General features: G+C 68.2%; 16 protein-coding genes. 9 read left to right on the forward strand and 7 right to left on the reverse strand.

Annotated elements, in window-relative coordinates; all coding sequences use genetic code 11:
• Positions 1 to 42 precede the first annotated feature (42 nt).
• The 6 genes from ACWDXS_RS17625 to ACWDXS_RS17650 form a co-directional block, all read right to left on the reverse strand.
• On the reverse strand, positions 43 to 1,329 hold the full coding sequence (locus ACWDXS_RS17625) for a DUF58 domain-containing protein (RefSeq protein ID WP_449966789.1): 1,287 nt from the start codon (positions 1,327 to 1,329) through the stop codon (positions 43 to 45).
• Between the two features lie 4 nt (positions 1,330 to 1,333).
• Positions 1,334 to 2,329, reverse strand: coding sequence for an AAA family ATPase (locus tag ACWDXS_RS17630; protein WP_378634537.1), 996 nt, complete (start codon positions 2,327 to 2,329; stop codon positions 1,334 to 1,336).
• A complete protein-coding gene (locus ACWDXS_RS17635) occupies positions 2,326 to 3,351 on the reverse strand; it encodes a DUF4129 domain-containing protein (RefSeq protein ID WP_378989400.1) in 1,026 nt (341 codons plus the stop codon). Before ACWDXS_RS17635 ends, ACWDXS_RS17630 begins: the two co-directional genes overlap by 4 nt.
• Positions 3,348 to 4,202, reverse strand: coding sequence for a hypothetical protein (locus ACWDXS_RS17640; protein ID WP_378989401.1), 855 nt, complete (start codon positions 4,200 to 4,202; stop codon positions 3,348 to 3,350). Before ACWDXS_RS17640 ends, ACWDXS_RS17635 begins: the two co-directional genes overlap by 4 nt.
• Positions 4,203 to 4,369: 167 nt before the next feature.
• Entirely contained in the window at positions 4,370 to 5,983 is a 1,614-nt protein-coding gene (locus tag ACWDXS_RS17645) for an adenylate/guanylate cyclase domain-containing protein (RefSeq protein ID WP_378989402.1), read from the reverse strand.
• 163 nt (positions 5,984 to 6,146) lie between these two features.
• Positions 6,147 to 6,692: a TetR/AcrR family transcriptional regulator gene (locus tag ACWDXS_RS17650; protein WP_379312228.1), complete on the reverse strand. Its 546-nt coding sequence runs from the start codon at positions 6,690 to 6,692 to the stop codon at positions 6,147 to 6,149.
• Positions 6,693 to 6,772: 80 nt separating this feature from the next.
• Between ACWDXS_RS17650 and ACWDXS_RS17655 the strand changes: the two genes are divergently transcribed.
• Positions 6,773 to 8,284 (forward strand): MFS transporter, encoded by a 1,512-nt coding sequence (locus tag ACWDXS_RS17655; RefSeq protein WP_378989404.1) that lies wholly within the window; start codon positions 6,773 to 6,775, stop codon positions 8,282 to 8,284.
• A gap of 58 nt (positions 8,285 to 8,342) precedes the next feature.
• On the opposite strand, the gene ACWDXS_RS17660 is transcribed toward ACWDXS_RS17655, so the two are convergent.
• Positions 8,343 to 10,166: a DUF4407 domain-containing protein gene (locus ACWDXS_RS17660; RefSeq protein WP_449966796.1), complete on the reverse strand. Its 1,824-nt coding sequence runs from the start codon at positions 10,164 to 10,166 to the stop codon at positions 8,343 to 8,345.
• A gap of 928 nt (positions 10,167 to 11,094) precedes the next feature.
• Here ACWDXS_RS17660 and gltB point away from each other — a divergent pair.
• The 8 genes from gltB to ACWDXS_RS17700 all read left to right on the forward strand — a co-directional run bounded on the left by gltB (position 11,095) and on the right by ACWDXS_RS17700 (position 21,705).
• Positions 11,095 to 15,762 (forward strand): glutamate synthase large subunit, encoded by a 4,668-nt coding sequence (gene gltB, locus ACWDXS_RS17665; protein WP_387446011.1) that lies wholly within the window; start codon positions 11,095 to 11,097, stop codon positions 15,760 to 15,762.
• On the forward strand, positions 15,755 to 17,227 hold the full coding sequence (locus tag ACWDXS_RS17670) for a glutamate synthase subunit beta (protein WP_449966800.1): 1,473 nt from the start codon (positions 15,755 to 15,757) through the stop codon (positions 17,225 to 17,227). The genes gltB and ACWDXS_RS17670 overlap by 8 nt, the downstream gene beginning before the upstream one ends.
• A gap of 256 nt (positions 17,228 to 17,483) precedes the next feature.
• Positions 17,484 to 18,110, forward strand: a complete 627-nt coding sequence (locus ACWDXS_RS17675) for a tetratricopeptide repeat protein (RefSeq protein WP_378989408.1) — start codon at positions 17,484 to 17,486, stop codon at positions 18,108 to 18,110.
• A gap of 340 nt (positions 18,111 to 18,450) precedes the next feature.
• Entirely contained in the window at positions 18,451 to 18,798 is a 348-nt protein-coding gene (locus ACWDXS_RS17680) for a hypothetical protein (protein ID WP_378989409.1), read from the forward strand.
• The gene (locus ACWDXS_RS17685; RefSeq protein WP_449966805.1) at positions 18,795 to 19,727 is read left to right on the forward strand and encodes a hypothetical protein; all 933 of its coding nucleotides are present in this window, start codon (positions 18,795 to 18,797) and stop codon (positions 19,725 to 19,727) included. Before ACWDXS_RS17680 ends, ACWDXS_RS17685 begins: the two co-directional genes overlap by 4 nt.
• Positions 19,724 to 20,200 carry a roadblock/LC7 domain-containing protein gene (locus tag ACWDXS_RS17690; RefSeq protein WP_378989411.1) on the forward strand — a complete coding sequence of 159 codons (477 nt, stop codon included), beginning with the start codon at positions 19,724 to 19,726 and terminating at the stop codon, positions 20,198 to 20,200. The genes ACWDXS_RS17685 and ACWDXS_RS17690 overlap by 4 nt, the downstream gene beginning before the upstream one ends.
• Positions 20,201 to 20,210: 10 nt before the next feature.
• Entirely contained in the window at positions 20,211 to 20,582 is a 372-nt protein-coding gene (locus ACWDXS_RS17695) for a hypothetical protein (RefSeq protein WP_378653460.1), read from the forward strand.
• A gap of 223 nt (positions 20,583 to 20,805) precedes the next feature.
• A complete protein-coding gene (locus ACWDXS_RS17700; protein ID WP_378989549.1) occupies positions 20,806 to 21,705 on the forward strand; it encodes a cutinase family protein in 900 nt (299 codons plus the stop codon).
• Positions 21,706 to 21,727: the final 22 nt, after the last annotated feature.

Consider the following 21,727-nt stretch of genomic DNA (forward strand, 5'->3'; position numbering starts at 1 on the left):
CCACAACCACGTGCGGTTGTGCACAATTCGCGATGCCGCCGATCACAGCGAGCCGGACTGCTTGAGCTCGAGGTATTCGTCGGCCAGCGCCTCGGGCAGTCGATCGGGTGCCGCGGCCACCACGGCCACCCCGCGCCGCCGCAGCGATTCCTGCACGAGCGCGCGCTCGGCCAGCACAGTCTCGGCCGCGGCCGCCGTGTAGACCTGCGAACGGTCACTCGCCGCCGCCGCGATGTCGGGATCGATCACAGAGACGATCAGCACCCGATGACGCCGTGTCAGCGTCGGCAGCGCGGGCAACAGGTGCTCGGTGACGGTCGGCCCGTCGAGACTGGTGAACCATACGATCAATGCCCGCCGTCGAACCCGCGAGATCACGGTGCGTACCAGCCCGTCGGTGTCGGTGTCCACCAGCTGTGGAGTAACCCCGGCGAGGGTGTGCATAAGTTTCAAAGGCAGCTGATTACCGCCTACGCCACTCACTTCCGCGCGGACTCGGCGGTCGTAGGCCAGCAGGTCGACCGTGTCGCCCGCGGCGGCGGCCAGACCACCGAGTAGCAGTGCCGCTTCGATCGCGCTGTCGAGCCGCGTTCCCTCACCGACCCGGCCCGCGCCGGCCCGCCCGGTATCGAGGACCATCAGCATGTGCCGGTTGCGTTCCGGCCGCCACGTCCGCACCAGCACGTCGTTCGCGCGCGCGGTGGCCCGCCAGTCGATGCTGCGCACGTCGTCGCCCGCCACGTACTCGCGGAACGAATCGAACTCGGTGCCCTGCCCGCGCGTATTGGCGACATTGCGCCCCTCGAGATGATGCAGCCGCTTCACCTTCGAACGCAGCAGCCGCTCACTGCGAAACGCGGGCAGCGCGCGCACCCTGGCAGGCACGTCGATCCGGCTCTGCCGTCCGGCCAGACCCAGCGGACCGAGCAGCCGCACCGTCACCGGGCCTGCGACCCGATCACCGCGATAAGTGGGAGTCAGGCTGGTGCGCAGCCGGATTCGGGTGTGCGGGGCCAGATCCAGCTGGTGTTCGCGGATGTCGGCACGCGCGCTGTCGGGCCAGGCGTCCCACAGCAGGCCCCGCACCGTGGCCGTGCCGGTATTGGTGACCGCCAACTCCACCTCGGTGCCGCGTCCGAGCCGCACCACCGTCAGCGGATCACGGGTCAGCGACAGCGCATCCGCGCGCGCGGTGAGCGCGATATCGGTCAGCAGCAGCGCCACCAGCACCGCGCAGGCGCCGAGCACGCCGGCCCATGTCGGCACCACGAACATCACCACCGCCGCCGCGACCGTGGCGAGCAGCGCGAACCGGCCTGTGACCACCACGTCGCTAGACCGGAACCGGCACCGAGACCAGCAACGACGAGAGCACGCCCTCGGTGCTCACCCCGTCCAGCTCGGCCTCCGGCCGCAACTGCAAGCGATGCCGAAGTACCGCCATCGCCACGGTTTTCACGTCGTCGGGCGTCACGTACGCGCGGCCGTTGAGCCAGGCGAAGGCGCGGGCGGCGGCCAGCAGCGCGGTCGCGCCACGGGTGGACGCGCCGTGCGCGACGGCGGGGGAGGAGCGGGTGGCACGGCACAGATCGACGATGTAGGCCAGCACCTCCGGGCTCACGGTCACCTGGCCCACCGCGGCGCGCGCGGCCGCGATGTGTTCGGGTCCGGCCACCGGGCGCAGTCCGGCGGCGCCGAGGTCGCGCGGATCGAAGCCGCTCGCGTGGCGTTGCAGGATGCGGAACTCGTCGTCGCGGTCGGGCAGCCGGATGTCGACCTTGAACAGGAACCGGTCGAGTTGCGCCTCGGGCAGGGGATAGGTGCCCTCCTGCTCGATCGGGTTCTGGGTGGCGACCACCACGAACGGATCGGGCAGCGGACGCGGCTGACCGTCCACCGAAACCTGGCGCTCCTCCATCGATTCCAGCAGCGAGGACTGGGTTTTCGGTGGGGTGCGGTTGATCTCGTCGGCCAGCAGCAGGTTGGTGAAGACCGGACCCTTACGGAAGGTGAACTCGGCCGAATGCGGGTCGTAGATCTGGGATCCGGTGACATCGCCCGGCATCAGGTCCGGGGTGAACTGCACGCGTGCGTGCTCGAGCGCCAGCGAGGTGGCCAGGGCGCGCACCAGCAGCGTCTTCGCCACGCCGGGAACACCTTCGAGCAGCACGTGACCGCGGCACAGCAGGGCGAGCACGAGGTACAGCACGGCCTGGTCGTTGCCGACCACCGCCTTGCCGATCTCGGTGCGCAGTGCGGCCAGTGCCGCCGCGGCCTCCTGCGCGCTCGGCGTCTCGAGCAGCACAGCGTCCTTGGAAATATTTGTCATCCGAGCTCCGTCTCGATCCATTCGAGGTGTGCGGCAATGTAATGGAGGGTTGTCTCGTCCGGCACCTCGCCGAACAGGACAGTGCCGATCTGCCGGCCGGGTACGCCGAGACGGCTGGACACGGCTTCGACGAGTTGATCGCCGGTGAGTTCGCCGCCCAGCCGCGGTGTGATCCGGCGCAGCGTCGCCGCGCGCAGGACATGGGCCACATGGGCCACGTCGCCGGAGCGGCGATACAGGCCCGCCTGTCCCGCGAGCAGCTCGTTCGCGGGGACCTCGACCGGGCGCGGCTCGCCGACCAGCGCGCCACGCCTGCGGGCCCGCCACCAGATCAGCGCCACGAAGGCGAGCAGGAACTGCAAGCCGCCGAACGCCAGCCAGCCGGGCAGGCGGGTGAAGATCGAGTCCTTGCCGCTGCCGAAATCGAGGTCGTTGTCATCAGGAGGTGGCTCGGGCGGGTCGGGTGGGTTGGGCAGATCGGGCGGGTGGGGTGCGTTGGGGGCGCCGCACGACTGCATGGTGGCGTAGACCAGCAGGGCGATGGCGAGTCCCGCCGCGAGCACCGCCCAGAAGCGGGGGCTGCGCAGGATCGGGGGCAGGGGTGGAAGCTTCCTGCGCTGCTTGGGTTCTCGCTCGACCACCTCGACCTCGAGCGGATCGAGAACGGGAGGTGGTGCGGACTGGGAGTACCGGTCGGCGTATTCGAGCCGACGGTACTCGTCCTCGGTGGCGCTACGTCCGCCGTAGACGACCTCGTCGAAACTCCGTGCCGCCGGATGCAATTCGGTGGACTGCTCCAGCGGCAATGCCGTGGTCGCGTCGTCGGCGGTCTCCTGCGCGGTGCGCGAGCGGCGCACCGGCAAGCTGCCGTCCTGTTCGAGTCCGCGCAGGACGGCGCGGAAGCGTTCGCGCAGTGCGCGGTCGTAATCGCGGCGGCCCGCGGCGTTCTCGGCGGCGGCGCGATGTTCGGCGGCGGCGCCGAGACGGGGCTGCGGTGGGACGCCGTCAGGGAACTCGGTCACCGGCGATCACCGGGAATTCGAATGTCCATGCCTTCGCGCACACACCGCCGGCTGATGTAGCACAGCACGCGGCTGGTCGCCTCGACGATCTCGCTCACGGTCACCACCAGCAGAAACCCGCCGACGAGCAGGGTGATGAAAGCCCAGCGATGAGTGCCGGAGAAGTCGGAGAGGAAGAACGGAATTCCGAACGCGGGCACCGCGAGGACCGCGAAGATGCACCGCTGGGTGAGCCACAGACCCGCGGTCGACCAGTCGGCACCCTGCACGAGCTCCTTCGAACGGGCAACGCCCACACCGAAACCCGCGTGCTCGGCCACGATCGCCGGCTCGGTGACGAACCGCCGCGCCCGGACATACGAAAGCCAGATCAGCGCGAGCGGATAGGTGATCACCAGAATGCTGCCGAGCAGCAGCACCCCGATCCCGGTGAGCGTGAACATGATCTGCGCGAGCACCAGCGGCGTCGCCTGCCTGCCCGCGGCCCGCAACCCGTCGAGCACGCCGTAGCGCACCCCGTGGAAGTCGGCGAGCGCGATCGCGACGGTCGCGCCGCGCAGGACCAGGCGAACCACCCACACGCAGGCCGCGGTCGCCAGGATCGCCGCCCACGCGGTGCCCGCGTCGGAGCCGTCGGTGAGGTGGGAAACCAGACCGGTCACCCCGAGCGCGACGAGCACACCGATCACGAGCGCACTGCCGCCGAGCACCGCGAAGGTCCGGATATGGGCCTGGATCAGGGCGAACGGCTCATCGAGCAATTCGCGGAAACGCAAGGGGCGGATCGGCACCGTCGGCGGTGTTGGCGGCCCCGGCGCAGGCACCGGTGCCGGATCGACTCCCGCCCTCACGACGCCAACCGTATCGGCGGGACGCACGGGCCGAGTCTAGTCAATCCCGTCCGCCCCGCCCGGTATGTCTTTACCGAGAGGGGCCCGCCCCGACTCGAGCGCGTCAGCGCTCCGACAAACACAGCGAGGTACACCCGCCCCTGGCCCGGTTTTACGGTTGACAATTCCTACCGAACATCGGCGGACCCGCGCCCGACAGCTGACCGCTCATCAACCGACGCCGATACCCTCGGCAGCGCAACCTGCGTGGGCTTCAAACGCCCACGCAGCGTGACCGTCTCACCGAGAATCCACTGCGCGGATTCTGAGTCGGCCGCAGCGGCAAGCGTGGTCGCCGACGTGAGCAAACGTTCGTCGTGCTGCTTGGACAGCTCACACAGCCGAGCCGCCTCGTTCACAGCGTCACCGATCACCGTGAACTCGTACCGATTGTGCGTACCGACGTTGCCCGCGACCACCCGTCCCGCCGCGACACCGATGCCCGCGTCGAGATCGGAGGCGTCGCGCAATCGGCGCTGGATCGCCCGACCGCACGACAGCGCCGATCCAGCCAGGTCGTCGAGCGGAGCGGGGGTACCGAACACCGCCAGCGCCGCGTCGCCCTCGAACTTGTTGAGCAGCCCGCCGTGCCGTTCCACCTCGTCGACGACGATGTCGAAGAACCGGTTGAGAATGCCGACGATCTCGGGTGCGGGCAGGGTGGCCGCCATCGTGGTGGAGCCGATGATGTCGATGAACAGGGCCGCTGCCTCGGTTTCGGTGCCGCCGAGCACCGGCTGGGAGGCGATCGCCGCCATCGCGACATCGTGGCCGACATGCTTGCCGAACAGGTCCTCGATCATCGCCCGCTCGCGCAGCCCGTGCACCATCGTGTTGAAGCCGCTCTGCAGTTCGCCCAGTTCGGTGCCGTCGTAGAGGGCGATCTCGGCGTCGAGGTCGCCGTTCTCCACGCGCCGCAGCGCCTGGCGCACCCCCTTGATCGGGGCCACTGTCGCCGCGACGACCTGGGCCATCAGGATCAACCCGAACACCAGCGCGGAGCCGCCGAGGCTGAGCATGCACACCGCCAGCCTGGCCTTGCTCACCGCGGGATCGGCCAGCGCCCACACCGCCACCGTCATCGTGAGCGCCACCGGTACGCCGACCCCGACGAACCACGACAGCATGGTCCGGCCGAACACGCCGATGCCACGGCGGCGGTGCGGGTCGGCGGCCAGCACGCGCGCGGTCACCGGGCGCAGCGCGAATTCGATGATCAGGTAGCTGTTGGCGCACACGACGATCGCGGCGGCGCCGGTGGAGAGGATGACCTTGGGGATCAGCGCCGGTTCGAGCACCCCGTAGACGATGGTGAGCACGGTCAACGTCAGCGTCCACAGGATGGCCTGCTGCAGCACCATCCAGCGCGGCGCCGACACGGTGACCTGCTGTTCGGCCGGCGTCGGCACGTGCTCGGGATCGGTGGCCCAGCCCATCGAGCGCACCCCGGCCACGGTGCCCCACACGGTGCCGCCCGCCAGCGCGAGCGCGGCGCACAGTGGTGTGAACACGCTGTTGACCAGCAGGAGTTGCCGAGTGAACACGGTGGGACCGGGCAGCACGAAGCCCGCGAGCACCACCACCATGGCGATGCCGATCAGATTGGCGATGAGCAGCGGGACGGTGAGTAGTAACTGCACCCGAACTCGACGGATCTTCGATGCCTCGTCGACTGGCCCGAGCAGCGGCGAGCCCCATGGCGCTGATCGTGCCGCGCCCGCCGGTCCATCGCGGTTGATCACTTCTGAACTGTAAACCGGTGAACCCGGTGTCGGCCACAGAGTTGCGCAGGTCACTGCATCAGTCAGGCGGCTATACCAACTGGTCGCACCCAGTTTTGTGACCGCCCACCGGTCTGTCGACTGTCCTGTCGTCCGCGGCTTCGTTCGGTGTACAAATGTGCACTCAACCCTGGAGCAGGTTGTCGACGACGGCACGGTAGCGCGCGGGTTCGATCTGTGGCAGACCGAGCAGGGCGCGCAGGTAGACCCCGTCGCCCACCAGTCGGATGGTGTCGGCGCGGACGGGGTCGTCCACCTCGGTCTCGAGGTTGTCCGACCAGGCCGCCATCACCGCGTCGAGCGCGCGCTGCACCTCGTCGGGTTCGCTGCCCGCCGACGCGTCGATCGTGCGCATGGTCGCCAGCAGTGAGCGGTACAGGGCGAGTTCGACAGCGTCGTCCTGCGCGGTGGGGTCGGGCGTCTGCAGGTACCACTCGGCGATGGAGCTCCCGCTCGATCTGGCGTCGTCGAGTTGGGTGCGGGCTCGCTCGCCGAGCCGCTGGACCAGGCCGACGAGCAGGGCGTCCTTGCTCTTGAAGTGGTAGAGGAGCCCGCCCTTCGACACGCCCGCCGCGGCGGCGACGTTGTCGAGGGTCATCTGTGCCGCGCCGCGTTCGAGCAGCAGGGTCTCCAGGGCGTCGAGGATGCGATCGCGGGTGTCAGAGCTCACGGCAATCACTGTACCGTCTGGACGGTTTTCTTGTTACTGTACCGTCTGGACGGTTTACCAACCCGAAAGACGAGAGACCGATGAACACCCCCACAGCACTCACCCCGACGCGCGCCACCCCGCGTGAGTGGGCGGGCCTCGGCGTACTCGCCCTGGCCCTGCTGCTGCTCGCCGTGGACGCGACCGTGCTGGACCTGGCCGTGCCCGCGATCAGCGCCGACCTCGCCCCGAGCACGCCACAGCTGCTCTGGATCATCGACGTGTACTCCTTCGTGCTCGCCGGTCTGCTGGTGGTGATGGGCAATCTCGGCGACCGGATCGGCAGGCGCAAGCTCCTGCTGATCGGTGCGGTCGGCTTCGGCATCGCCTCGGCGCTGGCCGCGTGGGCGGTGTCGCCGGAGATGCTGATCGCCGCGCGCGTCCTGCAGGGCGTCGCGGGCGCCACGCTGATGCCCGCCACGCTCGGCCTGATCCGATCGATGTTCCAGGACCCGCGTCAGCGCACCGTCGCGATCGGTGTGTGGAGTGCGATGGCCGGTGGTGGCGCCGCGGCCGGTCCGCTGGTCGGCGGCTGGCTGCTCGAGCACTTCTGGTGGGGCTCGGTGTTCCTGGTGAACCTGCCGGTGATGCTGGTGCTGCTCGCCCTCGCCCCGCTGCTCATCCCCGAGTCACGTGACCCGAACCCGGGCCGGTTCGACGCGCTGAGCGCGCTGCTGTCGATGCTGGCGCTGGTGCCGGTGGTCTACGCGGTGAAGGAAACCGCCGCGCACGGTCCGGCGGTGAGCGCGCTGCTGGTCGGCCTGGTCGGTGTGGTCTCGGCCGTGCTGTTCGTGCGCAGGCAGCGTCGCCTGACCGATCCGATGCTCGACCTGCGGCTGTTCGAACTGCCGCGGTTCCGGGTGGCGGTGTTCACCAACCTGCTCGCGGTGTTCGCGCTGGCGGGCGTGCTGTTCTTCGGATCGCAGTATCTGCAGCTGGTGCTCGGCCGCACGCCCTTGGAGGCGGGTCTGCTGATGCTGCCGGGGCTCGCGGCGAGCGTGTTCGGTTCGCTGGCGGCGGCCTGGCTCGTGCGGCGCTGGCGCGCGGCGCTGGTGCTGGCTGGTGCGCTGGTCGTCACCGCGATCGGCGCGGCGGCCTTCCTCGCGGTCGACGCGGTGAGCGGCGCCGAAGCGTTCGTGCTCGGGTTCGTCGGCATCGGTCTCGGTGCCGGTGTGGCCATGACCGTGGCCGCCGACCTGGTCGTCGGATCGGCGCCGGAGGAACGCGCCGGTGCTGCCGCGGCGATCTCGGAGACCGCCTACGAAACGGGTCTTGCCCTGGGTGTCGCCCTGCTCGGCAGCACCGTGATGGCGATCTTCCGGCGTGGTCTGGACGTGTCCTTGCTGCCGGATGACGCCGTGGCGGCCGCGTCGGGCTCGCTCAGCGGTGCCGTCGAGGTGGCCGGTGAGCTGCCCGCCGCGGTGGCGGCGGAGTTCCTGTCGTCGGCGAACCAGGCGTTCGTCAGCGGCATCCATCTGACGGTGCTCGGCATCGTCGCGGTGCTGTTGTTCGCGGCCTACAGCGCGGTGCGGACGAAGACCACGCGCGGCTGAGCCGGGGTGGCCGAGACTGTCCACCCCGTGCGATCAGCGGGCGGGCCACCCCGTGCGATCAGCGGGCGGGCGGCAGCTGACGCCGGTTGCCGGGCAGCTCGTTGGCGTTTCCGCCGGCGAGCTCGCCGTGGCTGTCCGCCTCGGGCAGGCCGTTGCCCTGACCGGCGGGCAGCGCGGTGTAGTTCGGGGCCGAGGGGTACTGACGCGGGTCCGGGTGGAAGCGGCTCGACGGCGCGTCGACCACGTTCGAGGCGATCTGCTGGGCGTACGGCTGGTACGGCTGCTGGTACTGCTGCTGCGGGTAGGCGCCGGGCGGCAGGAAACCCTGCGCGGGCTGACCCTGCAACTGATATCCGGCGGGGACCTGCTGTTGCTGCGCGGAATCCTGCGTGTCGACAGTGACCTTGCGCGTGCGGCGCAGCGTGAACGTCACCTCTTCGACCTCTTCGAACGCCTGCCGCGCGGTCCGCATCGGGTGGGTGGCCGAGTCGAAGGCATTGGCCACGAAAGCCGGTACCAGCGGACGGATCCAGCGGGCGGCGGTGTCGGTGAACGGCACCGTCCCGATGATCGGCAACTCCAAACCGCCACCGCCGGCCGGTGCTTGCGCGGGCGGCTGCTGGGTGGGCGTCTGGTGGGCGGGGACGAGAGCCCCGGCGGTGCCGGCGGGCAGCGCGTGCTGGACGTACCCCGCGGGCACCTGCGATGTGACGTTCGGCTCCAGAGACACGGAGTCGTCCTTTCGATGCGGCTCGGTGAACCCGAGCTCGAAACCGCCGATCGCGGCGATGATCCTGGTGCGCTGACGTTCTCGATCGATCACGGTATCGGCTTCGATGGCCAGTTGCGCGGCGGTGAGCTCGTGTTCGGCGCGCAAGGCGGCCGTCTCGGTGCGCACTTCGGCGCGTTTCACCGCGATGGCGGCGTCGGCCTCGCGCTGGGCACGATCGGCCACCTCCGCGGCGTCGACCCGGCGGTCGAGCGCGGTTTCCCCGCGCCACCAGCGCAGCAGCAGCGGCAGCAGGGCCACGACGATGCCCGCGAGCAGGATGAGCAGGCGCAGCGCGGCGGCGCCCGCGTGTGACGCGGTGTAGCTGTTCATGGCCAGCCAGCGGGCGCCCAAGCCACGGTCGCCGTCGGCGAACGCGCTGGTCCGCGCGGTGGCGAGCGCGGCGGACTCGGTGCGAACCCGCTGGTCGAGGCCCTCGATGCGGCCCTGCGCCGTGGCGAGCTGTTTGCGGGCGTCGTCGAGCATGTCGTTGGCGGTCTGCGTTTCCGGACCGCGACCCGGTACCCCGGTGATTCTGGTCCGCGGGCATTCCGCGGTGGGGTTGTACTCGCAGCGAGCGATCACCAGCGCGCGGTCGATGTCGGCCTGCGACTTGGCGATACTCAGATCGAGCGCGGCCCGGTCGGCGGTGGCGAGGTCGAACGAGGTGCGGGCGGCGACCACGGCAGGCGCGTTCTCGGCACTCGCCTGGGCGCGCACATCCAGTTCCCGGTCGACGGTCCCGCCGAGCAGCACGGTGGCGGCGAGTTCGGCGACGAAGACCCCGGCCAGCACCCCGACCCCGATCCGGGCCGCGATACCGAACCGATCGTCGTCCGCACCGGGCCGCGTAGTCGCCTGCGCCCGGCCGAGCGCTCCCGCGGCGACGGCGATGACCAGCGCGAACAGCACCGCGACGAGCACGGCAGCGTCGGCGGCGAGCAGTGCGGACATCGCGACGAGACCGGCGATCACGGCGAACAACGTCACGGCGGCACCGGTGACGAGATAACGGCCCTGTTCATGGCTGAAAGCCAGGTCGGCGCCCGATTCGTGGTCCCGGCGCCGTGGCGAGGCGAGGCCTCCGCCGAGCCAGGTGAGTAAGCCGGTCATGAGTTCTCCCCGGGTCGTGCGCTCCACTGGGCATGGCGAAACTGGTAGATAAGGCGAAACTGGCATGGATTCGTTGTGTCAGCGTGACAGGCCGGACACCGACACACCGAGTGCCGAGGTACTGCTTGTGGTCAGCCTCACAGTGGATGGGTCCACTCATCGCGCTGACCGAAACATTTCTGTGCCGACCTCGGCGTGTCGCGCGCGGCGAGCCGGGCCGCACCGCCGTCCGTGCCCGATTTGTGTCGAACGACACTGCCAGAAGTTTGCCAGCAGTGTGCTGTGGCGCACATTTCGCAATACAGACCGTACGGTCGGCTGACTGGAGCGCTTGTGGGGGCCCGTGTCGGGAATATCTCACAGTCCCCACCCCTGGTTAGCGGAGGTGGGAGGTTTGACCAGGGCATCTGCAGGGAAATCTGCTGCGGTGCAGGTGAGTTCAGCTTTCGGCCCCCGGCCGACGGTGGAACCGAGTCTGCTCGTCGACTGTGTTCACGCAGGTAGGCGGGGGTTGTCCGGGATCGATCCGGTCCCCGGTCTGCTTTACACTGGACGACGCGCGCGACGATGCAAGCAGCCGTTACAAACCCCAGCTAGACGGGTTACTTAGCACAACCTTAGTTGGTTGGGTCTGCGGTCTGACTTATCGTTTGCTCTTACGCCGAACGCACCCAGTTCGGCACAACCACCTGTTCGAGGTCCGGTGAAACCGGGCCAAGAGTAGCGGGTGAAACCCCGCGCAGAGGTAAGGGAGAAGTAAGCATCCCGTTACCTCTGAGCACCCCAACTACGTCAACGCCGCAAACCACCACCGTCGCTGGTTTCGGATCGTACGGACGCAGTCTTGACGGAGGCGAAACGACGAAGGGCCCACGCTCAGCTTGCTGGGTGGCCGACATCGACAGCCGACTTTCTTGAAGGCAGAGGCATGACGCAACTTCCTGGCCACAGGTCACCCGGAGTCACCGGGCTCTACGATCCGGCATTCGAACACGACGCCTGCGGCGTCGCGTTCGTTGCCGACATGCATGGACGACGCAGTCGAGACATCGTCGACAAGGCCATCACGGCCCTCCTGAACCTGGAGCACCGCGGTGCTGCGGGTGCCGAGCCGAACTCCGGCGACGGCGCGGGCGTCCTGCTGCAGCTCCCGGACAAGTTCTTCCGTGCGATCCTCGCCGAAGAAGGCGCCGCTTTCGAGTTGCCCCCGGAAGGCTCCTACGCCTCCGGTATCGCCTTCCTGCCGCAGGCCCGCCGCGAAGCCGCGCGGGCCGCCTACGGCGTCGAGAAGATCGTCACCGAAGAGGGCCTGGCCGTGCTCGGCTGGCGCGAGGTGCCGATCGACGAGACCTCGCTCGGCGCGCTGGCCCGCGATGCGATGCCCACCTTCCGGCAGATCTTCATCGGCTCACCGAAGAACTCCGCCGAGCAGCTCTCGGGCATGGACCTGGAGCGTCGCGCCTACGTGATCCGTAAGCGGATCGAGCACGAGCTCGGCAAGGCAGGCCCCGGCGAGGGCACCGTCGGCAAGGAATCGGTGTACTTCCCGAGCCTGTCCGGCCAGACCTTCATCTACAAGGGCATGTTCACCACGCCCCAGCTGCGTGCGTTCTACCTGGACCTGCAGGATGAGCGCGTCGAGTCGGCCATCGGCATCGTGCACTCGCGCTTCTCCACCAACACCTTCCCCTCGTGGCCGCTGGCGCACCCGTTCCGCCGGGTCGCCCACAACGGTGAGATCAACACTGTCACCGGTAACGAGAACTGGATGCGCGCCCGTGAGGCGCTGCTGCGCAGCGACGTGTTCGGCAAGGACGAGGCGGGCAAGGACCGGCTGCAGAAGATCTTCCCCGTCTGCACCCCCGGCGCCTCCGACACCGCGCGTTTCGACGAGGTGCTCGAACTGCTGCACCTGGGCGGTCGCGAACTGCACCACGCCATCATGATGATGATTCCCGAGGCGTGGGAGCGTAACGAGAACCTCGACCCCGACCGGCGCGCGTTCTACGAGTACCACTCGATGCTGATGGAGCCGTGGGACGGCCCGGCAGCGGTGTGCTTCTCCGACGGCACCAAGATCGGCGCCGTGCTCGACCGCAACGGTCTGCGCCCGGGTCGCATCTGGGTCACCGAGGACGGCCTTGTCGTGCTCGCCTCCGAGGTCGGCGTGCTCGACATCGACCCCGCCACCGTGGTCCAGAAGATCCGCCTGCAGCCGGGCAAGATGTTCCTGGTCGACACCGAGCAGGGCCGCATCGTCACCGACGAGGAGGTCAAGTCGGAACTGGCCGCGGCGCAGCCGTACCAGCAGTGGCTCGACGAGGGCGTCAGCCGCCTGGCCGACCTGCCCGACCGCCCGCACGTGCACATGTCGCACGACCGCGTGCTGATCCGTCAGCAGATCTTCGGCTACACCACCGAGGACCTGAACCTGCTGATCACGCCGATGGCCAAGACCGGCGGCGAGGCACTGGGCTCGATGGGTACCGATACCCCGATCGCGGTGCTGTCGAACCGTTCGCGTCTGCTGTTCGACTACTTCTCGCAGCTGTTCGCGCAGGTCACCAACCCGCCGCTGGACGCCATCCGCGAGAAGGTCGTCACCAGCCTCAAGCGCAACCTCGGCCCCGAGGCCGATCTGCTGCATCCGGGTCCCGACTCCTGTCGCATGATCGCGCTCGAACAGCCCATTCTCGACAACGACGAGCTGGCCAAGCTCGTCCACATCAACGACGACGGCAGCCAGCCGGGCCTGCGCTCGGTGGTCGTGCGCGGTCTGTACCCGGTCGCCGAGGGCGGCGAGGGTCTGCGCAAGGCGCTCGCGGCCATCAACACCCAGGTCTCGGCCGCCATCGACGGCGGCGCGCGCATCATCGTGCTGTCCGACCGTGAGTCCAACGAGAAGCTGGCGCCGATCCCGTCGCTGCTGCTCACCTCGTCGGTGCACCACCACCTGGTGCGCGAGCGGACCCGCACCATGGTCGGCCTGGTCGTGGAGGCCGGTGACGCCCGCGAGGTGCACCACATGGCCCTGCTGATCGGTTTCGGCGCCGCCGCGATCAACCCGTACATGGCCTTCGAGACCATCGAGGACATGCTCGAGCGTGGCTCGCTGCAGATTCCGGGCAGCACCGGCGATCTGGGCGCCGACTTCCGCAAGGCCGTCGCGAACTACTGCACCGCGGCCAGCAACGGCGTGCTCAAGGTGATGTCGAAGATGGGCATCTCCACCCTGGCCTCCTACAACGGCGCCCAGCTGTACCAGGTCATCGGCCTGGCCCAGGACCTGGTCGACGAGTACTTCACCGGCCTGCGCTCCGCGCTGGGCGGCATCGGTCTCGACGAGATCGCCGAAGAGGTGGCCATCCGCCACCGCGTCGCGTTCCTGGAGAACCGCAACGAGCGCGCGCATCGCGAGCTCGAGGTCGGTGGCGAGTACCAGTGGCGTCGTGAGGGCGAGTACCACCTGTTCAACCCGGACACGGTGTTCAAGCTCCAGCACGCGACCCGCACCGGTCAGTACTCGATCTTCAAGGAGTACACCAAGCTGGTCGACGATCAGTCCGAGCGCTTGGCCGCGCTGCGTGGCCTGTTCAAGTTCAAGTCGAACCAGCGCGCGTCGATCTCCATCGACGAGGTCGAGCCCGCGAGCGAGATCGTGAAGCGTTTCTCGACCGGTGCGATGAGCTACGGCTCCATCTCCGCCGAGGCGCACGAGTCCCTCGCCATCGCGATGAACCGCATCGGCGCTCGCTCGAACTCCGGTGAGGGCGGCGAGAGCCCCGCTCGCTTCGAGGTCGAGGAGAACGGCGACTGGCGTCGTTCGGCGATCAAGCAGGTCGCGTCGGGTCGCTTCGGTGTCACCGCGCACTACCTGACCAACGCCACCGACATCCAGATCAAGATGGCCCAGGGCGCCAAGCCGGGCGAGGGCGGCCAGCTGCCCGCGCACAAGGTGTACCCGTGGGTCGCCGAGGTGCGTCACTCCACGCCGGGCGTGGGCCTGATCTCGCCGCCGCCGCACCACGACATCTACTCGATCGAGGATCTGGCGCAGCTGATCCACGATCTGAAGAACGCGAACCCGCAGGCTCGGATTCACGTGAAACTTGTCGCGGAGCCGGGTGTCGGCACCGTCGCCACCGGTGTGTCCAAGGCACACGCCGACGTCGTGCTCATCTCGGGCCACGACGGCGGCACCGGCGCGTCGCCGCTGACCTCGCTCAAGCACGCGGGTGGACCCTGGGAGCTCGGCCTGGCCGAGACCCAGCAGACCCTGCTGCTCAACGGCCTGCGTGACCGCATCGTCGTTCAGGTCGACGGTCAGATGAAGACCGGCCGCGACGTGATGATCGCCGCCCTGCTCGGCGCCGAGGAGTTCGGTTTCGCGACCGCGCCCCTGGTGGTCTCGGGTTGCGTCATGATGCGCGTGTGTCACCTCGACACCTGTCCGGTCGGCATCGCCACCCAGAACCCGGTGCTGCGCGAGCGCTTCACCGGCAAGCCGGAATTCGTCGAGAACTTCATGATGTTCATCGCCGAGGAGGTGCGTGAGCTGCTCGCCGAGCTGGGCTTCCGCACCCTCGACGAGGCCGTCGGCCGGGTCGACCTGCTCGACACCGCCAAGGCCAAGCAGCACTACAAGGCCGCCAAGCTGGACCTGTCGCCGATCCTGGACATGCCGGAGACGGCGTTCATGAACCAGAACACCCGGTGCACCGGTACCCAGGACCACGGTCTGGACAAGGCGCTCGACAACGAGCTGATCGCGCAGAGCGCTCCCGCGCTCGAGCGTGGTCAGGCGGTCAAGATCGAAACCAAGATCACCAACGTGAACCGCACGGTCGGCACCATGCTCGGCCACGAGGTGACCAAGCTCTACGGTGGCGCGGGCCTGCCCGACGACACCATCGACATCACCTTCACCGGTTCGGCGGGCAACAGCTTCGGCGCGTTCGTCCCGGCCGGCATCACGCTGCGGGTCTTCGGTGACGCCAACGACTACGTCGGCAAGGGTCTGTCGGGTGGCCGCATCGTGGTCCGCCCGTCGGCTTCGGCTCCGGAAGCCTTTGTCGCCGAAGACAACATCATCGCGGGCAACGTGATCATGTTCGGCGCCACCAGCGGTCGCATCCTGATCAACGGTGTCGCGGGCGAGCGCTTCGGCGTGCGTAACTCCGGTGCCACCGCGGTCGTCGAGGGTGTGGGCGACCACGCGCTCGAGTACATGACCGGTGGCCGCGTGGTCATCCTCGGTGACACCGGCCGCAACCTCGGTGCCGGTATGTCCGGTGGCGTCGCCTACTTCTACGACCCCGAGGGCAAGCTGCCGGGCCGGGTCAACCCGGATCAGGTCGACGCGATCGAGCAGCTCTCCGGTGACGACTTCACCTGGCTGCGCGACATCATCGCGACCCACCGCGACGAAACGGGATCGGCTGTGGCCGAACGCATCCTGAGCGACTGGTCCCAGCAGGTGAACCACTTCGTGAAGGTCATGCCCCGCGAATACAAGAAGGTTCTACTCGCCATTTCCGAAGCCGAGAAGGCCGGCAAGGACGTGGATACCGCGATCATGGAGGCGGCTCGTGGCTGACCCACAGGGATTTTTGAAGCACACCTCGAGGGAAACCCCGGCCCGTCGTCCGGTCGAGCTGCGTCTGCTCGACTGGAAAGAGGTCTACGAGGAGAAGAAGTTCTCCCAGGACACCTTGAAGACCCAGGCCAGCCGCTGCATGGACTGCGGTATCCCCTTCTGTCACAACGGCTGTCCGCTCGGGAACCTGATTCCCGAGTGGAACGACCTGGTCTACAAGGGTGCGTGGCGCGAAGGCATCGACCGCCTGCACGCCACCAACAACTTCCCGGAGTTCACCGGCCGCCTGTGTCCGGCTCCGTGTGAGGCGTCCTGCGTGCTCGGCATCAACCAGGAGCCGGTCACGATCAAGCAGGTCGAGGTCGAGCTCATCGAGAACGCCTTCGACGAGGGCTGGGTCACCCCGGTGTACCCGACCCGTCTCACCGGCAAGAAGATCGCCGTCGTCGGCTCGGGCCCGGCCGGTCTGGCCGCCGCCCAGCAGCTCACTCGCGCCGGTCACACCGTGACCGTGTTCGAGCGTGACGACCGCATCGGCGGCCTGATGCGCTACGGCATCCCGGAATTCAAGATGGAGAAGTCGGTCATCGACCGTCGTCTGGCCCAGATGGAAGCCGAAGGCACCATCTTCAAGGCGGGCGTCAACGTGGGTGTCGACATCACCGCCGAGCAGCTGCGTGAGCGTTTCGACGCGATCGTGCTGGCCGGTGGCGCCACCATCGCCCGCGATCTGCCGATCCCGGGCCGCGAGCTCGACGGCATCCACCAGGCGATGGAGTTCCTGCCGCTGTCCAACCGGGTGCAGCTCGGTGACGACATCGCCGACGCGGACGGCCTGCCGCCGATCCACGCCAAGGGCAAGAAGGTCATCATCATCGGCGGTGGCGACACCGGCGCCGACTGCCTGGGCACCTCGCACCGTCACGGTGCCGAGTCGGTGCACCAGTTCGAGATCATGCCGCGTCCTCCCGAGGAGCGCGCGGGCTCGACCCCGTGGCCGACCTACCCGCTGATGTACCGGGTCGCCTCGGCGCACGAAGAGGGTGGCGAACGTCTGTTCTCGGTGAACACCGAGCGTTTCGTCGGCGCGGACGGCAAGGTCACCGGTCTCGATGCGCACGAGGTCAAGATGGTCAACGGCCGTTTCGAAAAGGTCGAGGGCACCGACTTCACCCTCGAAGCCGACCTGGTCCTGCTGGCCATGGGCTTCGTCGGTCCCCAGAAGCCGGGCCTGCTCACCGATCTCGGTGTCGGCTACGACGGTCGCGGCAATGTCCAGCGCGACAAGAGCTGGGCTACCAACATCCCCGGCGTCTTCGTGGCCGGTGACATGGGCCGTGGCCAGTCGCTGATCGTCTGGGCCATTGCCGAGGGCCGCGCCGCCGCGTCGGCCGTCGACAAGTTCCTCGAGGGCGAGACCGCGCTGCCTGCGCCGATCCCCCCGACGGCTGTCGCCCAGCGCTAGCCGCGCAACCAGTAAGGCGCCCGCAGGCTTTCGAGCCCGCGGGCGTCTTTTTTTGTCATTCCCCCCACACGAGGCAGGTGTCGCGCCGAATCCGGACGCCTTGCCGGATACCTGCGGGTTTGCGGGGAATGTGCGTAGGGGGGTGAACGGGGAAGGGGTGCAAGGGGTTCGGTAGGCGAGCGAACGACGTGGCTGATCTTCCCTGCAGCACATAGACTTTCCGTGTCGAGGTGTACGGGAGATCCGAGGGGGAGCTGTGCCGTTGCCGCCGGAAGCGTTGGCGAACCTTCGCCGCGCCGCAGAGCGTGGTGACGGTACCGCCATGCACAATCTCGCCCACTTCTACCACGACCACAGCGATTTCGAAGCCGCCGAGTACTGGTTCCGGCGCGCCGCAGCCGCGGGGCACACGCGCTCGATGAACAACCTGGCCGTGTTGCTCGACCAGTTCGGTGAACTCGACGAGGCCGAGTCCTGGTACCGCCGTGCGGCTGTCGCGGGCAATGCCAACGCCATGTTCAATCTGGCCACCATGCTCTACCAGTGCGGTGACCGCCGGGACGCCGAAACCTGGTACCACCACGCCGCGATGGCGGGCCATGTCGACGCCATGTTCAATCTCGCGCGACTCCTCCAGGATCAGGACCGCCTCGACGACGCCGAAGCCTGGTTCGGCGAGGCCGCCGACCACGGCGACATCGACGCCGTGAACAACCTCGGCATCCTGCTGCGCCACCGCGGCGCCATCACCGAGGCCCGCCGCTGCTTCCGTCGCGCGGCCGATCTCGGCCACCCGCGGGCCATGGCCAACCTCGCCGCCCTGCTGGAATCCCAAGGCGCCCACCGCGAAGCGGAAACCTGGTACCGCCGCGCCGCCGGCTGATCGCACACTCCGAGCACATCGGTGGGGAACCGCTGTGCGTCGGGTTCGGCGAGGTCTGCGAAGACACAATTATCGATGTTTACGCGATGATCGCTGGCGGGTGGAACAGGCGAGTGATCACCGGTTATAGCTGCTCGCAGCGAATGGGCGCCGAAGTTACTCAAAAGTATTGATACCGAGCGGTTTTCCAGCAACCATCAGCAAACATATTGTGCGGCAGCAATTTTCCGGCGTTCAAGATGCGAGGAATAGCGGAGGGGTATAACGTCTCGTCTCGATCAATAGTCGATGACGGTTCGGGGGCTCGGTGAATTCTCTTGATGGGTGTCTGAAACGCATCATGGATATTCCCGGGGCGCGCAGTGTGACGCTGGTGGACGGGGCGAGCGGGTTGGCCGTCGCCGGTGCCGGCGAGCGCCGAGGCGTCGACGAGCACGAGGACGCGGCGGGGACCACCGATGTGATGCGGGCCGCGCTCGCGTGTCCGGCCCTGGGGAGCTCCGACGACGACCTCACCGAGATCGTGGTGTGCCGGACCAGGGGATTTCACCTCCTCCACCTGGTCGACGGCGATTTCGACGGCAGGTTGTTCATGCATGTCGTCTTCGACGGCGACACCGGCAATCTCGGGATGGCCCGCTATCAGCTCAGGTCGGCACTGCAGGAATTGACGGGCGGGGATCGATGAGTGTCGCGCTCGCCGATGAATTGCATCGGCTCGGCGAAGAAGGCTCGACCGGAGTATTGCGCGCAGGCGACGGCGAATTCCACTTGGTGCGCGGCACTATCGCCTCGGTCGGCTGCGGGCGGACCATCGGACTCGACAGATTGGTCGTCGAAGCGGGCGTAGCAACGGCGGAGGATTGGCGTCGCGCCGGTGCGGGCGACCCGGGTCCGCTGCTGGACCAGCCACAACTGGAAACCCTGGCGCTGCTGTCGGTGTTCGACGCCGCCTATTTTTTGCTGGCCTCCGCGGGTGAGCCGGAATTCCGTCCGACCACCGAACACTGGCTGGCGCCGGTCTGCCACATCGCGCCCCGCGCGCTTGTTCACGAATGCGAACGCCGCACCGACAACGAGTACGGCCCGTGGACCGCCGACCTCGTCACCCTGGTTCCGGTGGTCCCGGCCCGCCGGATCAAGCGGAACCAGGTGGTACTCACCGGAAGTCAGGCAGAGGTTCTCGCCGCCGCCGACACCCGCCGCAGCATCGCCGACATCGCCCGCGATCTGGGCCGCACCACCTACGGCTGCCTCGTCGCGGTCCGCGACCTGACCACAGCGGGCCTGATCGAAGCGCCGGAACCCGTCGCGACCGAACAACCACCGCGCGGGCGCCACCTCGCCCTCGCACCGGACCCGGCCGACCACCGGAGCTCGGCTCGGTCGACAACATCCGTGCCCACGCTGCCCCGACGCGTTCCGGGCAGCGCGGGACCGACCCGCCCCCAGCAGGAGACGGGTGCACGACAGGGCAGGCACGCGATCGACGAGGAAGCGACCGCGACCGCCCGACACCGCGGAAAACCGGCCGGCGCAGCGGAACCCGAACGCTGGCAGCAGGTCGACCGCGAAACACTCATCCGGCTCAGGGCGGCGTTGGAGGAGCTTGCGTGACCGTGCGGAAGAAGCTGCTCGGTGATTGGAGGGGAAGGTTGACCAAGGTGGCGATGACCACACCCGAACCCAGGGCGCCCGAACACACAGCGCCCCAGAACTACCCGGCTGTGCAGGCCGAACTGCAGTCGTTGCGCGAACGGCTACCTCAGCTCACCGGGTCGCTGGTGGCCTCCAGCGACGGGCTGCTCATCGAACACGACCTCCCCGCCCATCTCGAACCCGCGGGCCTGGCCGCGCTGTCGGCCGCGCAGTTGTCGCTGTCGTACCGGCTGGCGAACACCGCGCACGGCGGCGGGTTCAGCGAGGTCGTCGTGCACGGCACCGAGGGGCAGGTGGTGATCTACGCCGCCGGGCGCACCTCGCTGACCGTGCTCGCCGGACCCGAAGTGAATGTCGGTCGACTCCATCTGGAGTCGCGACCGGTAGCTCGCGCGATCGCCGGCCATCTGGCGGCGGCGCACAACGATTGAAAGGCACACGATGTCGAATATGGATCTGGCTCTGAAGGACATGATGGTGATCGAGGGCGCGATCGGCGCCGCGATCGTCGACTACAGCAGTGGCATGGCCCTCGGAATGCTCAGCAGCACCAAGTCGCTAGACCTGCAGGTCGCCGCGGCGGGCAACACCGAGGTGGTGCGGGCGAAGATGCGCACCATCGAGCAGCTCGGCCTCAACGAGGAGATCGAGGACATCCTCATCACCCTGGGCACGCAATACCACCTGATCCGCCCGATGACGGGGCGCAAGTCCAAAGGGCTGTTCCTCTACCTCGCCCTCGATCGCGGCCGGGCCAATCTGGCGCTGGCGCGGCACAAGCTCAAGGGCATCGAAGAAGACCTGGAGGTGTGAGTTTCGCGAACGGGGGGCGTGTCGGCGGTGACGTGCCGCCGACATCCCGTCATCGGCGGGGTGAACCCTGCGCGATCAGTCGGTGCGACCCATCACAAGATCGAGAGGTTGTGTGGCATGGGATGGCTCGTACGCCTATTGTGATTCGCGGCGAGGTCTGGGGCCACAACGTCAGTAATCGGGGTTGCTCTCACATCGACGAGCAAGGGTGAACTGGAGCGGTATGCAGTTGAAGAAGGTTGTCGCGGCTCTGGGAGCGTCCGCGGCGATGATGTCCGGAATTGTTGTCGGCAGCACGAGCGCGAGCGCGGCGCCCGCCTGCCCGAGTCTTTATGTCGTCGCCATTCCCGGCACCTGGGAAACCGGCCACGAGAAGGCCCCCGGCCCCGGCATGCTCGCCGGCGTCACCAACGGCCTACCGAGAAACACCGACGTCGACTACGTCACCTATGCCGCGACCGCGTTCCCCTGGGAGGGCGATGTCTACGGCAACTCCAAGAAGCAGGCGGTCGACGCCGCCCGCGGGCTGATCAGCGAGAAGCTGGCCTCCTGCGGCAACACCAAGGCCGCGATCGTCGGCTACAGCCAGGGTGCCGACGCCGCAGGCGATCTGGCCGCCGAGATCGGGACGGGTATCAGCCCGATCCCGCAGGACCGGGTCGCCGCTGTCGGCCTCATCTCCGATCCTCGTCGTTCGCCGACCGATATCCAGGTCGGCCCGCACGCCGCGGGCGCCGGTGCCGGTGGCGCTCGGCCGGGTGGCTTCGGTTGGCTGAGCGACCGCACCCGCACGATCTGCGCGGTCGACGATCTGTACTGCGCGACCGCTACCGACGACTTCGTGACGCGGTTCGCCGGCTTCCTCGCACAGAGCTCGGACGCGAACCCGGCCAACCTGTGGCGCTACCAGCTCGAGGCCGGAGCGATCGTGAGCGACCTGATGTCGTTCGGCGGCATCCCGACGCTGGGGGCGCAGCTGACGGACGCGGCCAACCAGAAGCGGGCCAAGGACCTGGAGCAGTTCTACCGTTCGCAGGCGCACACGCTGTACGGCAGTTACTCGGTGGGTGGCGGGCAGACCGCCATCAGCTGGATGCACAACTGGATCGCTCAGGCGGCCTGAGCCGTTCGCGCAGAGCCCGGTA

It is taken from the genome of Nocardia sp. NPDC003183 (assembly GCF_053590715.1).

What these genes read in the sequence shown, in the direction of transcription:
- ACWDXS_RS17695 (WP_378653460.1), top strand. Translation starts at nt 20,211, where the DNA reads ATGTCGAATATGGATCTGGCTCTGAAGGACATGATGGTGATCGAGGGC.
- ACWDXS_RS17660 (WP_449966796.1), bottom strand. Translation starts at nt 10,166, where the DNA reads ATGACCGGCTTACTCACCTGGCTCGGCGGAGGCCTCGCCTCGCCACGG.
- ACWDXS_RS17700 (WP_378989549.1), top strand. Translation starts at nt 20,806, where the DNA reads ATGCAGTTGAAGAAGGTTGTCGCGGCTCTGGGAGCGTCCGCGGCGATG.
- ACWDXS_RS17630 (WP_378634537.1), bottom strand. Translation starts at nt 2,329, where the DNA reads ATGACAAATATTTCCAAGGACGCTGTGCTGCTCGAGACGCCGAGCGCG.
- gltB (WP_387446011.1), top strand. Translation starts at nt 11,095, where the DNA reads ATGACGCAACTTCCTGGCCACAGGTCACCCGGAGTCACCGGGCTCTAC.
- ACWDXS_RS17655 (WP_378989404.1), top strand. Translation starts at nt 6,773, where the DNA reads ATGAACACCCCCACAGCACTCACCCCGACGCGCGCCACCCCGCGTGAG.
- ACWDXS_RS17685 (WP_449966805.1), top strand. Translation starts at nt 18,795, where the DNA reads ATGAGTGTCGCGCTCGCCGATGAATTGCATCGGCTCGGCGAAGAAGGC.
- ACWDXS_RS17680 (WP_378989409.1), top strand. Translation starts at nt 18,451, where the DNA reads ATGGATATTCCCGGGGCGCGCAGTGTGACGCTGGTGGACGGGGCGAGC.